Source organism: Paenibacillus harenae, assembly GCF_030812415.1.
GTDB classification, from domain to species: domain Bacteria; phylum Bacillota; class Bacilli; order Paenibacillales; family Paenibacillaceae; genus Pristimantibacillus; species Pristimantibacillus harenae_A.
In genome coordinates this window covers 511,006-525,992 of record NZ_JAUSST010000001.1, presented here as the reverse complement: position 1 = coordinate 525,992, position 14,987 = coordinate 511,006, and the positions used below count along the sequence as shown (strand labels likewise).

General features: G+C 51.7%; 14 protein-coding genes. All 14 read left to right on the top strand.

Annotation, left to right across the window (positions count from 1 at the left end):
* The first annotated feature begins 12 nt into the window (after positions 1-12).
* The 14 genes from J2T14_RS02535 (at position 13) to dnaG (ending at position 14,962) form a co-directional block, all read left to right on the top strand.
* Complete coding sequence (locus J2T14_RS02535; RefSeq protein WP_373458103.1) at positions 13-978, top strand: PhoH family protein; 966 nt, start codon at positions 13-15, stop codon at positions 976-978.
* Positions 979-993: 15 nt separating this feature from the next.
* Positions 994-3,243, top strand: coding sequence for an HD family phosphohydrolase (locus tag J2T14_RS02530; RefSeq protein ID WP_307201863.1), 2,250 nt, complete (start codon positions 994-996; stop codon positions 3,241-3,243).
* Entirely contained in the window at positions 3,240-3,737 is a 498-nt protein-coding gene (gene ybeY, locus J2T14_RS02525) for an rRNA maturation RNase YbeY (RefSeq protein ID WP_307467391.1), read from the top strand. The genes J2T14_RS02530 and ybeY overlap by 4 nt, the downstream gene beginning before the upstream one ends.
* Positions 3,737-4,099, top strand: a complete 363-nt coding sequence (locus J2T14_RS02520; RefSeq protein ID WP_307467388.1) for a diacylglycerol kinase family protein — start codon at positions 3,737-3,739, stop codon at positions 4,097-4,099. The genes ybeY and J2T14_RS02520 overlap by 1 nt, the downstream gene beginning before the upstream one ends.
* A 33-nt stretch (positions 4,100-4,132) precedes the next feature.
* A complete protein-coding gene (gene cdd, locus J2T14_RS02515) occupies positions 4,133-4,567 on the top strand; it encodes a cytidine deaminase (RefSeq protein WP_307201859.1) in 435 nt (144 codons plus the stop codon).
* An 8-nt stretch (positions 4,568-4,575) separates the two neighbouring features.
* Positions 4,576-5,505, top strand: a complete 930-nt coding sequence (gene era / locus J2T14_RS02510; protein WP_307467385.1) for a GTPase Era — start codon at positions 4,576-4,578, stop codon at positions 5,503-5,505.
* A 99-nt stretch (positions 5,506-5,604) separates the two neighbouring features.
* Positions 5,605-5,766 (top strand): YqzL family protein, encoded by a 162-nt coding sequence (locus tag J2T14_RS02505; protein ID WP_307201855.1) that lies wholly within the window; start codon positions 5,605-5,607, stop codon positions 5,764-5,766.
* A gap of 93 nt (positions 5,767-5,859) precedes the next feature.
* Entirely contained in the window at positions 5,860-6,612 is a 753-nt protein-coding gene (gene recO, locus J2T14_RS02500; protein WP_307201853.1) for a DNA repair protein RecO, read from the top strand.
* Positions 6,613-6,731: 119 nt separating this feature from the next.
* Positions 6,732-8,294, top strand: coding sequence for an MDR family MFS transporter (locus J2T14_RS02495; RefSeq protein ID WP_307467382.1), 1,563 nt, complete (start codon positions 6,732-6,734; stop codon positions 8,292-8,294).
* Between the two features lie 356 nt (positions 8,295-8,650).
* Positions 8,651-9,538, top strand: coding sequence for a glycine--tRNA ligase subunit alpha (gene glyQ, locus J2T14_RS02490; protein WP_307467379.1), 888 nt, complete (start codon positions 8,651-8,653; stop codon positions 9,536-9,538).
* Entirely contained in the window at positions 9,531-11,612 is a 2,082-nt protein-coding gene (gene glyS, locus J2T14_RS02485; protein ID WP_307467377.1) for a glycine--tRNA ligase subunit beta, read from the top strand. Before glyQ ends, glyS begins: the two co-directional genes overlap by 8 nt.
* 71 nt (positions 11,613-11,683) lie before the next feature.
* Complete coding sequence (locus J2T14_RS02480) at positions 11,684-12,499, top strand: pyruvate, water dikinase regulatory protein (RefSeq protein ID WP_307201846.1); 816 nt, start codon at positions 11,684-11,686, stop codon at positions 12,497-12,499.
* Positions 12,500-12,596: 97 nt separating this feature from the next.
* Entirely contained in the window at positions 12,597-13,070 is a 474-nt protein-coding gene (locus tag J2T14_RS02475; protein ID WP_307201844.1) for a YaiI/YqxD family protein, read from the top strand.
* Positions 13,071-13,111: 41 nt separating this feature from the next.
* Positions 13,112-14,962: a DNA primase gene (dnaG, locus tag J2T14_RS02470; protein ID WP_307201842.1), complete on the top strand. Its 1,851-nt coding sequence runs from the start codon at positions 13,112-13,114 to the stop codon at positions 14,960-14,962.
* The last annotated feature ends 25 nt before the right edge of the window (positions 14,963-14,987 follow it).

Genomic DNA, 14,987 nt, shown 5'->3' with positions numbered 1-14,987 from the left:
GAATTGTTGCAAATGGAGACGAAATCAGTAAAGATCCCGCTCGGTAACGCAGCGGAAGGGTTAGCCGTATTCGGCCCACAGGACAAGTTTTTGCGATTGGTGCAGCAGCAGGTTGAATCGTCTATTTCTTCGCGGGAGGCCGAAATCGTCATATCGGGTCCGCCTGCCGAGGTTGACTCCCTTGAGCAGCTTTATCAGGTGCTATTGGGGCTCATCCGCGGCGGTTATACCCCTTCTGAGCGAGATGTGTCATACGCACTGGATTTGGCAAGATCGATGCAAGCCGAAGAATTGCTCGATCTGTTCAAAGCCGAAATTACGACCACTTTCAAAGGCAAGCCGATTCGGGTGAAGACGATCGGCCAGCGCCATTATGTCAAGCTGATTCGGAAGCGCGATGTGGTGTTCGGGATAGGACCGGCCGGTACAGGCAAGACCTATCTTGCCGTTGTGATGGCGGTTGCGGCCCTTAAGGATGGCTCTGCAAAGCGAATCGTGCTTACGCGCCCAGCTGTCGAAGCGGGAGAGAACCTGGGCTTCTTGCCAGGGGATCTGCAAGAGAAAGTCGATCCATACTTGCGGCCGTTATACGATGCGCTGCACGATGTGCTCGGTCCTGATCAGACGGTGAAAGCATTAGAGCGCGGCTCTATCGAGATAGCGCCGCTCGCTTATATGCGCGGACGTACGCTCGACGATTCTTTTATTATTTTGGACGAAGCGCAAAATACGACGCCGGAGCAGATGAAGATGTTTCTGACCAGGCTCGGCTTTGGGTCTAAGATGGTTATTACGGGCGACGTGACGCAGATCGATTTGCCCCGAGGCAAAAATTCGGGTCTTATCGAAGCAAGACGAATCCTGCAAGGCATCGAAGAGATTGGATTCATGATGTTCGCCGAACAGGACGTCGTACGCCATTCGTTAGTTCAGAAAATCATTGTTGCATACAATACAGATGCTGAGAACAGAACCTAGAAAGGACTGTGCTGCATGAACCAAACACAAGCGGACAAGCAGCAAGGCGTCTCTCAGTCGCTCGGATCGGCTCGCTGGAAGCAGAGCAAGGCCGTGCAGTGGGTGCTGCTGTGTTTGTTCGTCCTGCTGTTTTATTTCAGCCTAGCGCCTCATTTGGTTCCGGAAACCTATGATATACAAGAAGGCGCGGTTAGCGAGAAGGACATTAAAGCGCCGTTCCAGATTAAGGACGAGAAAGCCACTCGCCAAGCGGAGGAGGACGCAGCGGAGCGAATCGATACGATCTACTCGATCGTTCCGCTCCGCAATGAAGCGCTTGTAGAACAAATTCTCGTTCGTATCGAGCAATTGAATATGGATGACCAGGTGTCGACGCAGAACAAGATCGACATCTATCGCAATGAAATTCCGGGCCGCTATTCCGCTTATATTGACAGCTTCGTTAAGGCGAATAAGGGCAAGGGGACATATAACGATGCGCTCCTTGAGGAAATGTCGGTTATCGCCAAAGATCAGCAGTATACGATTCCGGAGGAAGCCTTTTACAAGATGCCGAATTTAACGGCCGAAGAACTGGCGGAGATGCGGGACGTTGCCCGGGACATCGTACGCAAGCTGACCAGCGAGCAGCTCCGGGAGGCAGAGACGGCCCGTACGCAAGTAGCGGAGCTCGTTAATGCGAGTTCGCTCGCGAACCGGACAAGCCGGGAAATCGTTCAGGAGCTAGCCAGGTTCTCGATTATGCCGAACAAGTTTTTGGACAAACAAGCGACTGACGACGCGAAGGCGCTGGCGAAGCAGAATACGCCGCCCGTCATCATTAAGGAAGGCGACCTGATCGTCAAGCGCGGGCAGACGATAACACCGGATCTGTACCAGCTTCTCGTCGACTCATCGCTTCTGCAGGACAAGAAAAATTATTGGCCGCAGCTAGGCCTCTTGATAATGTCGATTATGTTTACCGTGCTACTATTCGCCTATTTGCATAATTCCGGCAGTATTAACGGCATTAAGCCGAAGTACAATAATTCGCAACTGCTTATGCTGTGGCTTGTTTTCCTGATAAATATGATTACGATTCAGATCGTGGCGCTAACGCAGACCGATTCGGCTGCTTACGTGGGCTTCCTTGCGCCGGCGGCAATGGGAACGATGCTCATTACGCTGCTTCTCGATATCCATCTGGCGATCGTTAGCTCGATTCTGTTCGCGATCATGGGCAGTATCCTACTGAATACGTCGCAGCATCAAATATTCGACTTCGAATACGGCTTCTTCATTATCGCCGTATCGTTCGCCGCGATCTTCTCGATTCATCGGGCCAGCCAACGCTCGACAATTTTGAAGGCTGGCATCATGGTCAGCTTATTCGGTTCGTTATCCGTTATCGCGATGATGCTGCTAAACGAGCAGCTAGAGCGCATGCCGTTCATTTACTCGGTGTCGTTCGCATTCGCAAGCGGACTCGTGACTGCGGTTCTCGTTATCGGACTTATGCCGTTCTTCGAAATTACGTTTGGCATTTTGTCGGCGCTTAAGCTCGTGGAGCTGTCGAATCCGAATCATCCGCTACTTCGCAAACTGTTGACCGAGACGCCGGGCACTTACCATCATAGCGTTATGGTCGGCAATTTGTCCGAGGCCGCTGCAGAGGCGATAGGGGCAGACGGCTTGCTTTGCAGGGTTGGCTCGTTCTATCACGACATCGGGAAGACGAAGCGGCCCAACTACTTTATAGAGAACCAGACGAATATCGAGAATCCGCATGATACCATTGATCCGAAGCTGAGCAAATCGATCATCGTCGCGCATGCCAGAGACGGCGTCGATCTGCTGAAGGGACATAATATTCCTAAGCCGATTCGCGATATCGCCGAGCAGCATCACGGGACGACGTCGCTCAAATATTTTTATCACAAAGCTTATAAGCAAGCGGAAGAGCAAGGCACCCCCCCTACCTTTACCGAGGACGACTTCCGTTATCCCGGTCCGAAGGCGCAGTCGAAGGAAGCGGCCGTTGTCGGCATCGCGGATTGCGTGGAGGCGGCGGTAAGAAGCTTGCGCAATCCGACTGTCGAACAAATAGAAGCGATGATTCACAAAATAATTAAAAGCAGACTTGACGATAATCAGTACAACGAGTGCGATCTGACGCTGAAAGAATTGGACAAAATCGCGCAGTCGCTTAAGGAAAGCGTTATTGGTATTTTCCACTCGCGTATTGAATATCCCGATGATGTGAAATCAAAGGAGCGTTTGGCATGAGCTTGCAGCTGGATTGGAGCAATGAGCAGCAGAAGGTAGACATCCCCGAGGCGTGGATCGGCAGGCTGGAGCAGCTGCTTCGCATTGCAGGCGAGAAGGAAGGCATTGCGGATGGCGAAGTAACGCTCACGTTCACGGACGATGAGGAGATTCATAAGCTCAATCTTGAATACCGCAATATCGACCGTCCTACCGACGTGCTTTCCTTCGCGATGCAGGACGATGGCGTGGAAGAGCTGAACATTATTTTCGAAGTAGAGACCGAGGATGAGATTGACCCGATTTCCGGCATGCTTGGCGATATAATCATATCGGCCGAGACGGCGGTACGCCAAAGCGAAGAATACGGCCATTCCCTGGAGCGGGAAATCGGTTTTCTATTCGTTCACGGCTTCCTTCACCTGATCGGCTATGATCACCAGGATGAAGCCGGTGAAGCGGAAATGACGGCGAAGCAGGAAGCCGTGCTGCAGCAAGCTGGCTTATCACGCTAATGCGCAAGTTCATCCACAGCTTATCTGTTGCGAATACAGGCATATGGTTTGCCATACGGACGCAATTGCATATGAGAATTCATCTAATTGCCGCGGCACTAGCCTGCGGCATTAGTGTATTAGTCGGATTACCGCGGCAGGACTGGGCAATTCTATTGTTGGCAATCGCGCTCGTCATCTGCGCGGAGATGGTAAATACGGCAATTGAACAAGCAGTGGACCTAGCCAGCCCCGACATCCATCCGATCGCCAAGACGGCCAAGGATGTCGCGGCTGGCGCCGTACTTCTTGCGGCCATTGCCGCAGTCTTTATTGGACTGATTCTATTAGGCCCGCCGTTATGGCGGCTATGCTTTGAATAATAGACGCATTGAAATCGCGGGAGGTATGTTACAATGATTTATGAAGGTTTATCGGAAGCTTATACAACGTTGCTGCACTCGGCTAAGGAAGCGATGGAACGCGCTTATGTGCCTTATTCGAACTTTCAAGTCGGAGCGGCTTTGCTCGATGACGAAGGACATGTACATTATGGCTGCAACGTCGAAAATGCCGCTTACGGGCCGACGAATTGCGCGGAGCGGACTGCGCTCTTCCGCGCTGTCGCCGACGGCAAGCGTCCCGGCCAATTCCAAGCGATTGCCGTTATTGGCGATACGGAAGGGCCGATTGCGCCATGCGGCATATGCCGACAGGTACTGGTAGAACTATGCTCGCCGGATATGCCGGTTATTATGGGCAATATGAACGGACAATGGACGATGTCCACGGTGTCCGCGATATTGCCAGGGGCGTTCACGCCTGCTTCATTAGAGAAAGGGGAAAGCTAAAACCTATTATGAATCAACAACCATCGAATAACCGCGGAGACGGCAAAGGCAAGTTTCGATCCGGGTTCGTAGCGATTATCGGACGGCCGAATGTCGGCAAGTCGACGCTGATGAACCATCTCATCGGACAGAAGATCGCGATTATGTCCGACAAACCGCAAACGACTCGCAACAAAATTCACGGGGTCTATACGACGAACGATACGCAAATCGTTTTTCTTGATACACCGGGCATTCATAAGCCCCAATCGAAGCTGGGCAACTACATGATGCAGACGGCAGAGAGCGCCTTGAAGGAAGTGGAAGCGGCTTTGTTCCTTATCGATGCTTCGGAAGGGCTTGGAGGCGGAGACCGGTTCATTATCGAGCAGCTTAAGAAAGTGAAGACGCCGGTATTTCTCGTCATGAACAAAATCGACAAGGTTCAACCGGAGCAATTGCTGCCGATGATTACGCAATATAACGAGCTGTTCGAATTTGCCGAGATTATTCCGATCTCCGCGCTGCAAGGCAATAACGTTAACACGCTTATCGAGCAATTGTCGCGTTATATGCCGGAAGGGCCGCAATACTATCCTGCGGATCAGATTACGGATCATCCGGAGCAGTTCGTCGTGTCGGAGCTTATCCGCGAGAAAATACTGCATATGACTCGCGAGGAAATTCCGCATTCGATTGCGGTAGCCATAGAGGATATGAAGGTGCAGGACAATGGCGTCGTATATATCGGAGCGGTCATATTTGTTGAGCGGGATTCCCAGAAAGGGATTATTATCGGCAAGCGCGGCGAGCTGCTGAAGGAAGTCGGCAAGCAGGCTCGCAAAGACATTGAAGCGTTGCTCGGCTCTCGGACATTCCTTGAGCTGTGGGTGAAGGTGAAGAAGGATTGGCGGAACCAGGAACGGGTTCTTAAAGATCTCGGCTTCAGGCATGATTGACCTTCGTTGACGTATTTTGTTAAGGATAGACTTCGAATCTTTATCGCATCCTAATACTGTCTGGAGCAGCATTTCCGACACGGAAAGGGATGGATACGAATGCGAGATTTTTCGTGGAAGTATTTTACGTTGACCGGGGATGTCGAATCCTTCATGCTGTACAAAGAAATGGATCAAATGGGCGCCCTGGAACAAGGCGTCGCGCAAGCTGGAGAACACGATGATTTTGCCATGATGGAATTAGAGGATAGCTCTAGCTAGATGCCGTCTAATGACCGCACTTCATTTCAGTGCGAAAATGAGCTTACACCGTATGGGACGGTGTAAGCCATTTACGCTTTAAGGGGAAACCATATGCTCTATCGAGTGGAAGGAATCGTTATTCGAAGCATGGATTACGGGGAAGGCAACAAAATCGTAACGCTTCTGACGAATACGAATGGCAAGGTCGGCGTCCTTATTCGCGGCGCAAAAAAGGTGAAGAGCAAGCACGGATCGCTTTCGCAGCCTTTTACATATGGTGAATTTGTTTACTTTCGTACGAGCGGTCTCGGAACGCTTAACCATGGTGAGATTATTGAATCTCACCATCTTTTGCGTGAGCAGCTTGATAAGACGGCGTATGCGGCTTACATAGTCGAGCTCACGGATCGGGCCTTGCAGGACGATGAAGTCGGCAATTATCATTTCGAGCAATTGAAGGCTTGTTTGTCGGCGTTTGAGGAAGGCAAGGATTTGCAGATTGTCGCGCATCTATACGAAATGAGGATGCTTGACTCGGCTGGCTATGCGCCTGAGCTTGACCAATGCGTACATTGCGGCAACGTCGTAGGGCCGTTCCGCTTATCGCCATACGCTGGCGGGGTATTATGCTCAAGATGCACGGGCAAAGATCCTTTCGCTATGCTGCTTAGTGAAGGAGCCTATAAACTGCTGCGGCTATTCCGCAGGATGGATATGCGACGATTGGGCCAAATTCAAGTAAGGCCGGAGACAAAAGAAGAGCTGAAAGTATGCATGCGCAAGCTTATGGATACGCACATGAGCTTGCAGCTTAAGTCCAGAAACTTTCTCGATCAGCTCGATAAGCTGAGTCCGCCCGAATAGAGCCTACTTCTTAAGACGGAGACGGCGCTACTGCTATCGATGGTTACATGCCGCCATTCGATACAGTATGCTAGTTGATGTTGGTTGCCTATCTACAAAATGATGGAGGGAATGACATTATGTCAGCAAAACAAAGCAGACTTGGTTTCGTTGTCGCGGGCTTGCTGCTCGGCATTCTAGTCGCTTCGATCGATAACACAATCGTATCGACGGCGATGGCGACAATCGTGTCCGACCTTGGCGGCCTGGACAAATACGTTTGGGTAACGTCCGCCTATCTCGTTACGGAAATGGCGGGAATGCCTATTTTCGGCAAGCTGTCCGATATGTACGGACGGAAAAGATTTTTCGTGCTCGGCATATCCTTATTTCTAATTGGTTCCGTATTATGCGGAACGGCGGAATCGATTACTCAACTTACGATTTACCGCGCGATCCAAGGCATTGGTGGCGGCGCGATGATGCCGATCGCGTTCGCAATCGTATTCGATATTTTCCCGCCTGAGAAACGGGGAAAGATGGGCGGTCTCTTCGGTGCCGTATTCGGCACTTCGAGCTTATTCGGGCCGCTTGCCGGCGCTTATTTGACGGAGTATGTGAATTGGCGCTGGATTTTCTACATCAACATCCCAATCGGTCTTGTTGCACTGGCTTTCATTATTATCTATTACAAGGAATCGTTGTCCCACTCGAAGCAAGTTATCGACTGGTGGGGAGCGTCGACGCTTGTCGGCTCGATCGTTTGCTTAATGTTCGCGTTAGAACTGGGCGGCAATGAATATGCATGGGATTCTGCGCAAATTATTAGCCTGTTCGCGGGCTTCGCCGTACTGTTGATTACTTTCTTCTTCGTGGAGACGAGGGCGAAGGAGCCAATCATTTCGTTCGGCATGTTCAAGAAACGGTTGTTCGCCAGCAGTACGGGAGCAGGTTTGTTCTACGGGGCGGCATTCATTACGGCGGCTCTGTATATCCCGATGTTCGTGCAAGGCGTATTCGGGGGTACCGCAGTAAGTGCGGGCTTAACTCTGCTGCCAATGACACTCGGTTCCGTATTCGCCGCGCAGCTTGGCGGATTTCTAGCCAATAAAATATCTTATCGCAGCATAATGACTGTATCCGCTGTCATCTTTATTGCCGGCATTATATTATTGTCGACGATTACGCCGGATACGACGCGTTTCCTGCTATCCGTCTATATGTTCGTCACAGGCTTCGGAATCGGCTTCTCCTTCTCGGTTCTCGGCATGTCGTCGATTCACGATTTCGATATGCGCCAGCGCGGGAGCGCGACATCTACGATGTCCTTCGTCCGTTCGCTTGGCATGACGGTCGGCATTACGATCTTCGGCATCATTCAGCGCAATCACTTTACGAACGGAATGACCGAAGCGTTCGCAAGCAGAGGCGGAAGCGGCGGCGCTGCGCCAATGACCGATAATGCTCGGGAGCTGCTCTCTCCGGAGAAGCGCGCGGAAATTCCGGGTCCGGTAATGGATAAAATCATAGCCGCGTTGTCGGAATCGATATCGGTTACGTTCCTATGGTCGATCGTGCCCGCCGGTCTTGCCTTCGTATGCGTTCTTATGATGGGCAATGCGGGCATGAAGGATTTACTTGAGACGCGCGGGCATGGGAAGGCAGCTATAGCGTCCCATAGAGACGAATCCCGCAGCCGCTAGTCTTAAACCGTTATAGTTGACATTGCATTGCAAAGGGAATACAATAATCTAATATGTATATGGACTATGATGGAAAGAGTAATCGTAACAATCGACGTGCATAGCGAGCCGGGGACAGTGAAAGCCCGGACGAACGATGGCGATGAAGGGGCGTTCCGGAGTCTGACGAACGAAAAGAGGGTTTTCTCGGAGGCGAGGGAACCAAGTAGGGTGGAACCGCGGGATATAACTCTCGTCCCTACGTCTGGCAACAGGCGTAGAGGCGGGAGTTTTTTGCATTCCATCGCCATCGCCTTCGCCGATGCGCAGGATAAGGTCCTATACGGACAATAATGAGGAAGAAGGAGACGGTTTTGATGAATTTTCAAAGAATGATATTGACGCTTCAACAATTTTGGGCCGAACAGAACTGCATTCTCGTTCAGCCTTACGACGTCGAGAAGGGCGCGGGCACGATGAACCCGATGACTTTCTTGCGCTCGATCGGCCCTGAGCCATGGAATGTTGCTTACGTAGAGCCTTCGCGCCGCCCGGCAGACGGGCGTTATGGCGAGAATCCGAACCGGTTGTATCAGCATCACCAGTTTCAAGTAATTCTGAAGCCATCGCCGGACAATATCCAAGAGCTTTACTTAGAGAGCTTGAAACGTCTGGGCATCGATGCGCTGGATCACGATATCCGATTCGTAGAGGACAACTGGGAGTCGCCAACGCTGGGCGCATGGGGACTGGGCTGGGAAGTATGGCTTGACGGCATGGAAATTACGCAATTCACGTACTTCCAGCAAGTCGGAGGCATCGACGCGAATCCGGTCGCCGTAGAGATTACGTACGGCATGGAGCGCCTTGCATCCTATATCCAACAAAAGGAAAATGTGTTCGATTTGGAGTGGGTCGAAGGCGTAACCTATGGCGACGTGTTCAAACAGCCCGAATTCGAGCATTCCAAATATACGTTCGAGACATCCGATGCGGCCATGCTGTTCACGTTGTTCAATATGTACGAAGAGGAAGCGAAGAAGACGATGGAGCGGAAGCTCGTATTTCCCGCTTACGATTACGTGTTGAAATGCTCGCATACGTTCAATCTTCTTGATGCGCGAGGCGCAATCAGCGTAACCGAGAGAACGGGCTATATTACGCGCGTAAGAAATTTGGCTCGTTCTTGCGCGGCGACTTACCTCGAAAAGAGAGAACGTCTCGGATTCCCGTTGCTGAAGAAAGGAGTGGAGCACAATGGCTAAAGATTTATTGCTCGAGATCGGTCTTGAAGAAGTGCCGGCACGCTTCGTGCGCGGCGCGATGAATCAGTTGAAGGACAAAATGGTCAAATGGCTGGCCGATTCCCGCATTTCCCATGGCGAGGTCGTAGCGTACGCGACTCCGCGCCGTCTGGCATTGCTTATTCGCGATGTCGCAGAGAAGCAATCGGATATGAACGAGGAAGCGAAGGGCCCTTCGCGCAAGATCGCGCAGGATGAGCAAGGGAACTGGAGCAAGGCGGCACTCGGCTTCGCGCGCAGCCAAGGCGTCGAACCGGATCAGCTTTATTTCCAAGAGCTTGCCGGCGTTGAATACGTGTATGCAAGCAAGAGCAGCATAGGAGTGGAGACGGCTGGCGTATTGCCGGAAGGATTGCCGTCGCTGATCACTTCAATGTCGTTCCCGAAAAATATGCGTTGGGGCGCGCATGAGCTTCGCTTCGTCCGTCCGATTCGCTGGTTAGTCGCTATGTTCGGTGCGGAAGTCATTCCGTTTGAGATTACGGGCGTGGCAACGGGCAACGTCTCTCGCGGACACCGTTTCCTTGGCGGAGAAGCGGTCATTGAAGAAGCGGGCCAATACGCCGAGAAATTGCGCGAGCAGCAAGTCATCGTTGATGTATCCGAGCGCGAGAAGCTGATCGTTGCGCAGATCGAGGGGCTGGCTGCGGATAAAGGCTGGGAAATCGCCATTAAAGAAGATTTGCTGGAGGAAGTTCTGTTCCTCGTTGAGATTCCGAACGTACTGTTCGGAACGTTTGATCCGGCATTTCTTCACATTCCGCAGGAAGTGCTTATTACGTCGATGCGCGAGCATCAGCGTTACTTCCCGGTGTTCAATAAGGAAGGCCAGCTTCTGCCTAACTTCGTAACGGTCCGCAACGGCGACCGCAGATCGATTGAGCTCGTTGCCAAAGGCAATGAGAAGGTACTGAGAGCGCGTCTGTCCGATGCAAAGTTCTTCTACGAGGAAGACCATAAGCTGGAGATTGCCCAGGCACTCGCTAAGCTTGAAAATATCGTTTACCATGAGGAACTCGGCACGGTTGCGGATAAAGTAAGAAGAATTCGCGCTACTGCCGATCTGCTGAGCGGCAAGCTTCATGCCGACAGCCAGACTGCATCCGACGTCAGCCGCGCAGCCGATATTTGCAAATTCGACCTCGTTACTCAAATGGTCTACGAGTTCCCCGAGCTTCAAGGCATTATGGGCGAAGATTACGCCACTAAGCTTGGCGAGCGCGAATCGGTAGCGAAAGCGATTAACGAACACTACCAACCGCGTTTCGCGGGCGACAGGGCTCCTTCCTCGATTACGGGGGCTATCGTAAGCTTGGCTGATAAGATCGATACGATCGTCGGCTGTTTCTCGATCGGCATTATTCCGACCGGCTCGCAAGATCCGTACGCGCTGCGCAGACAAGCAGCGGGCATCGTCCAAATTATATTGACTCATGGCCTGAAGCTGAAGCTGAGCGAATTGTACGAAGCGGCATTATCCGTACACGAAGCTCGGGGGTTGAAACGCGGCAGTGCCGACATCCGTAAAGACTTATCAGACTTCTTCGCGCTCCGGATCAAAAACGTATTGTCCGAGCATGGCGTGCGTTACGACGTTGTCGATGCGGTTATGGCAACTGGTCTGGATGACCTTGGTCTGACGATCGAACGCGCAACCGTCATTCAATCGCTCGCCGCCGGCGAAGAACGTTCTGAATTCAAACTAACGGTCGAAGCGTTCAATCGCGTATGCAATCTGGCATCGAAAGCAACCGTATTCGAAGTATCTGCTGCGCTCTTCGCCGAATCGGCCGAGACCGATCTGTTCTCGAAATGGACGGAGCAGCATGAAGGTTTTGAAGCGGCCGTCAAGGAAGGCAATATTGCGCTAGCGGTTCAATTGCTGTCTTCGCTGAAGCCATCCATTGACGCTTACTTCGACAAAGTCATGGTCATGTCGCCTGATGAAGCGGTGAAGAACAACCGACTCGCAACGTTAGCGGCTATAGCGAGGGACGTTTCTTCCATAGCCGACTTCTCGAAACTCGTGTGGTAGATTTTCCATTCGGGGAGTATTTCTTGAAGCCGGTTACCGGCCAATTCCAACTCGCACAAGGGGATGATTAAATGTCTAATTCGACGTCCGAAGTAATCGTGTATGTCGTATCCGATGCTGCCGGCGATACGGGGGAGCTTGTCGTTCGCGCCGCGATCGCCCAATTTCATCCGATTAACGCCGATATTCGCCGAGCGCCGTTCATTACCGATGAATTGGCACTGCTGCGAGTCATCGGACAAGCGAAACAATGCGGGGCCATTGTGCTGTACACGCTGGTCATTCCCCAGTTGCGCGATAGCGTGAAGAAGCTGGCCGAAGAAGCCGGGGTCGTCGCGATCGACCTGCTCGGCTCCTTCATCGAGACGCTGGAAGAGCGGACCGGAAGAAAGTCGCGCCAGGAGCCGGGACTTAACCATGCGCTGGATGAGGACTACTTCCGCAAGGTGGAGGCGGTCGAATTCGCGGTGAAGTATGATGATGCCCGCGACACTTCCGGCGTGCGCAAGGCCGACATCGTTCTGGTAGGCGTATCGAGAACCTCGAAGACGCCGTTATCGATGTATCTTGCCCATCAGAAATTCAAAGTCGCCAACGTTCCGCTCGTTCCCGAAATTAAGCCGCCGGCGGAGCTGTACACGATCCCGAAAAGCAAGATTATCGGCCTGACGATCGGCGTTCCTTACTTGAACATTATCCGCAAGGAGCGCCTTAAGGCGCTGGGGCTGCCGAACACGGCACCGTATGCGACGACCGATCGGATCGAGAAGGAGCTGGCTTATGCCGAAGATATTATGAATCGGCTGGGCTGCGTTGTCATCGACGTATCGCATCGGGCGGTCGAAGAAACGGCAAGTCTTATAATGGAACAAGTAAGGTTAACTTAGCTTCGTATGCCGGATACGCTGCAAGCAGGATTTTTTCGTTATTTGCCGTATATAATAGTACAGTATAAATGTGAAAATCAAAGACGAGCGGTGATACATGTTAAAGGACAAGCAGAGGGCTGTCGTCGTCGATGCGGACGCTTGCCCGGTCAAGCAAGAAATCGCGGATGCGGTCAAGCCGTTTTCCGTTCGCGTTCTGATGGTTGCCTCGTACGATCATCGTATAGAGGCGAAGCCGGGAATCGAGGTTGTACAAGTGGACCGCAGCAGCCAATCGGTGGACTTGTACATCGTTAATCACATTAAGGCCGGCGACATCGTCATTACGCAGGACTTTGGGCTCGCTTGCATCGCCATCGGCAAAGCGGCAATCGTATTGTCGCCTCGCGGCGAGCAATACACGAACGAAAACATCGATTATTTGATGGAGCGCCGTCACGAGTCTGCCAAACGGAGGCGCAGCGGCGGCAAGACGAAAGGACCAAAAGCGATGAGCGACGCCGATCGCGAGCGTTTTCAACAAAAGTTGACAAAAGTTTTACGAATTGAGCAGGAGAAACATGACGCATAGCGAATATTATTTACGTGTTACTAGGATGAAGGTGATGAACGATGACATTCGCAAAAATACCCGATGAGGTCATTAGCGAGATTCTGAAGCATAATGACATCGTGGAGACGGTCGGAAAATACGTTCATCTCACGAAGCACGGAAAATATATGAAGGGCTTATGTCCGTTCCATTCCGAGAAGACTCCCTCGTTCACCGTAACGCCCGAGCGTCAAATCTTCTATTGCTACGGCTGCGGGAAAGGCGGCAACGTCATTCGTTTTCTGGAGGAGCTGGAGGGATATTCTTTCCCTGAAGCTGCTCGCGTGCTAGCGGAGGATGCCGGCATCGCGGTTCAAGGCAGCTGGAGCTCGGATGATGGCGGAAGCCATAATCCGGAGAACGCCGAGCGGGCCAAGCTAATCGAAGCGCATGAGCTTACAGCTAAGCTATATCATTACATGCTGAACAATTCGAAGCAGGGCGTGGAAGCGAAGCGGTATTTGCGCGAACGGGGATTAAGCGACAAGCTGATCGATCACTTCATGATCGGTTACGCGACTGACGAATGGGATCGATTAGCGGACTTCTTGGCGAAGCGCGGATTTGACCTGGCCTTGATGGAGAAGGGCGGATTGTTATCGGCTAAAACGGATGGAAGCGGCTATGTGGATCGGTTTCGTAATCGCATCATGTTTCCGATATGGGACAAAGACGGCAAAACGACCGCGTTTGCGGGGCGCATTATAGGCGAAGGACAGCCGAAATACTTGAATTCCCCGGAGACGATGCTGTTTACGAAAAGCAAAATCGTATATAACCTGCATCATGCACGGACGGCTATTCGCAAGAGCAAGCAGGCAGTTATATTCGAAGGTTATATGGACGTCATCAAGTCATGGAGCGCTGGCGTGAAAAACGGCATTGCGACGATGGGAACGGCGCTAACCAAGGAACATTGCGCCATTATTCGCAGGCAAGCGGAAGAAGCAATCATCTGTTATGACGGCGATGATGCTGGACAAGCAGCTGCTCTCAAGTCGATCCCAATGCTGGAAGCGGCAGGGTTAAGAGTGACGGTGGCGGTACTTCCCAAGGGGAAAGACCCCGACGAATATATAGGAGAATACGGACCGGACGAGTTTCTGCGCGAGATCGTAGATCAGGCGGTATCCATTACAAAATTTAAGCTTATATATTCAAGGAAAAACCATATACTGCTAAAAGAAGAAGGCAAAAAAAACTACTTGCTGGAAGCGGTGGACATCGTAGCGGAGCTTAGTTCTCCAATTGAACGCGAAGTATATTTGAAGGAATTGTCCCGCGAGTTCGACATCTCGCTCGAGTCTCTGAAGCAGGATTGCCACCGTAAGGTGCAGGAACTGCAAAAAAAGAAACCGCAAGGGGATAATAACGACAATTCGTGGAATAATGGTAGGAATGAAAAGCGCCGTACGTCCGGACCACCAGCCATATTGCCGGCCTATACGCATGCCGAACGAAGGCTACTGTACGTCATGATGCGAGACAAAGAAGTTGCTGAAGCCGTCCATAACCGAATCGGAGACGCGTTTAACATGGAGGATCATGCGGCGCTCGCTGCTTACTTATACGCTTATTATGCTCAAGGCCATGAATCGGATGCCAGCCGCTTCGTAGCGACGCTTCAGGATGATCGATTGGAGCGGACAGCGGCATCGATTCTCATGATCGACAGCGATTTTCCGTTCGATGAAACAACGATGAACGCTTATATCCGGGATATTATAAGGGTACCGCAATTTAAGGAAATTGAACGCAAGAAAGAAGAAATGCTGCGCGCCGAGCGGTCAGGCAACGCTTTGCTGGCAGCGCAATTAGGTCTTGAGATTATAACCCTAGACAGACAGCTTAAGGATCGCACTGAGGAGTAGTTTCTAGGGAGGAGGGAGTCGGAAT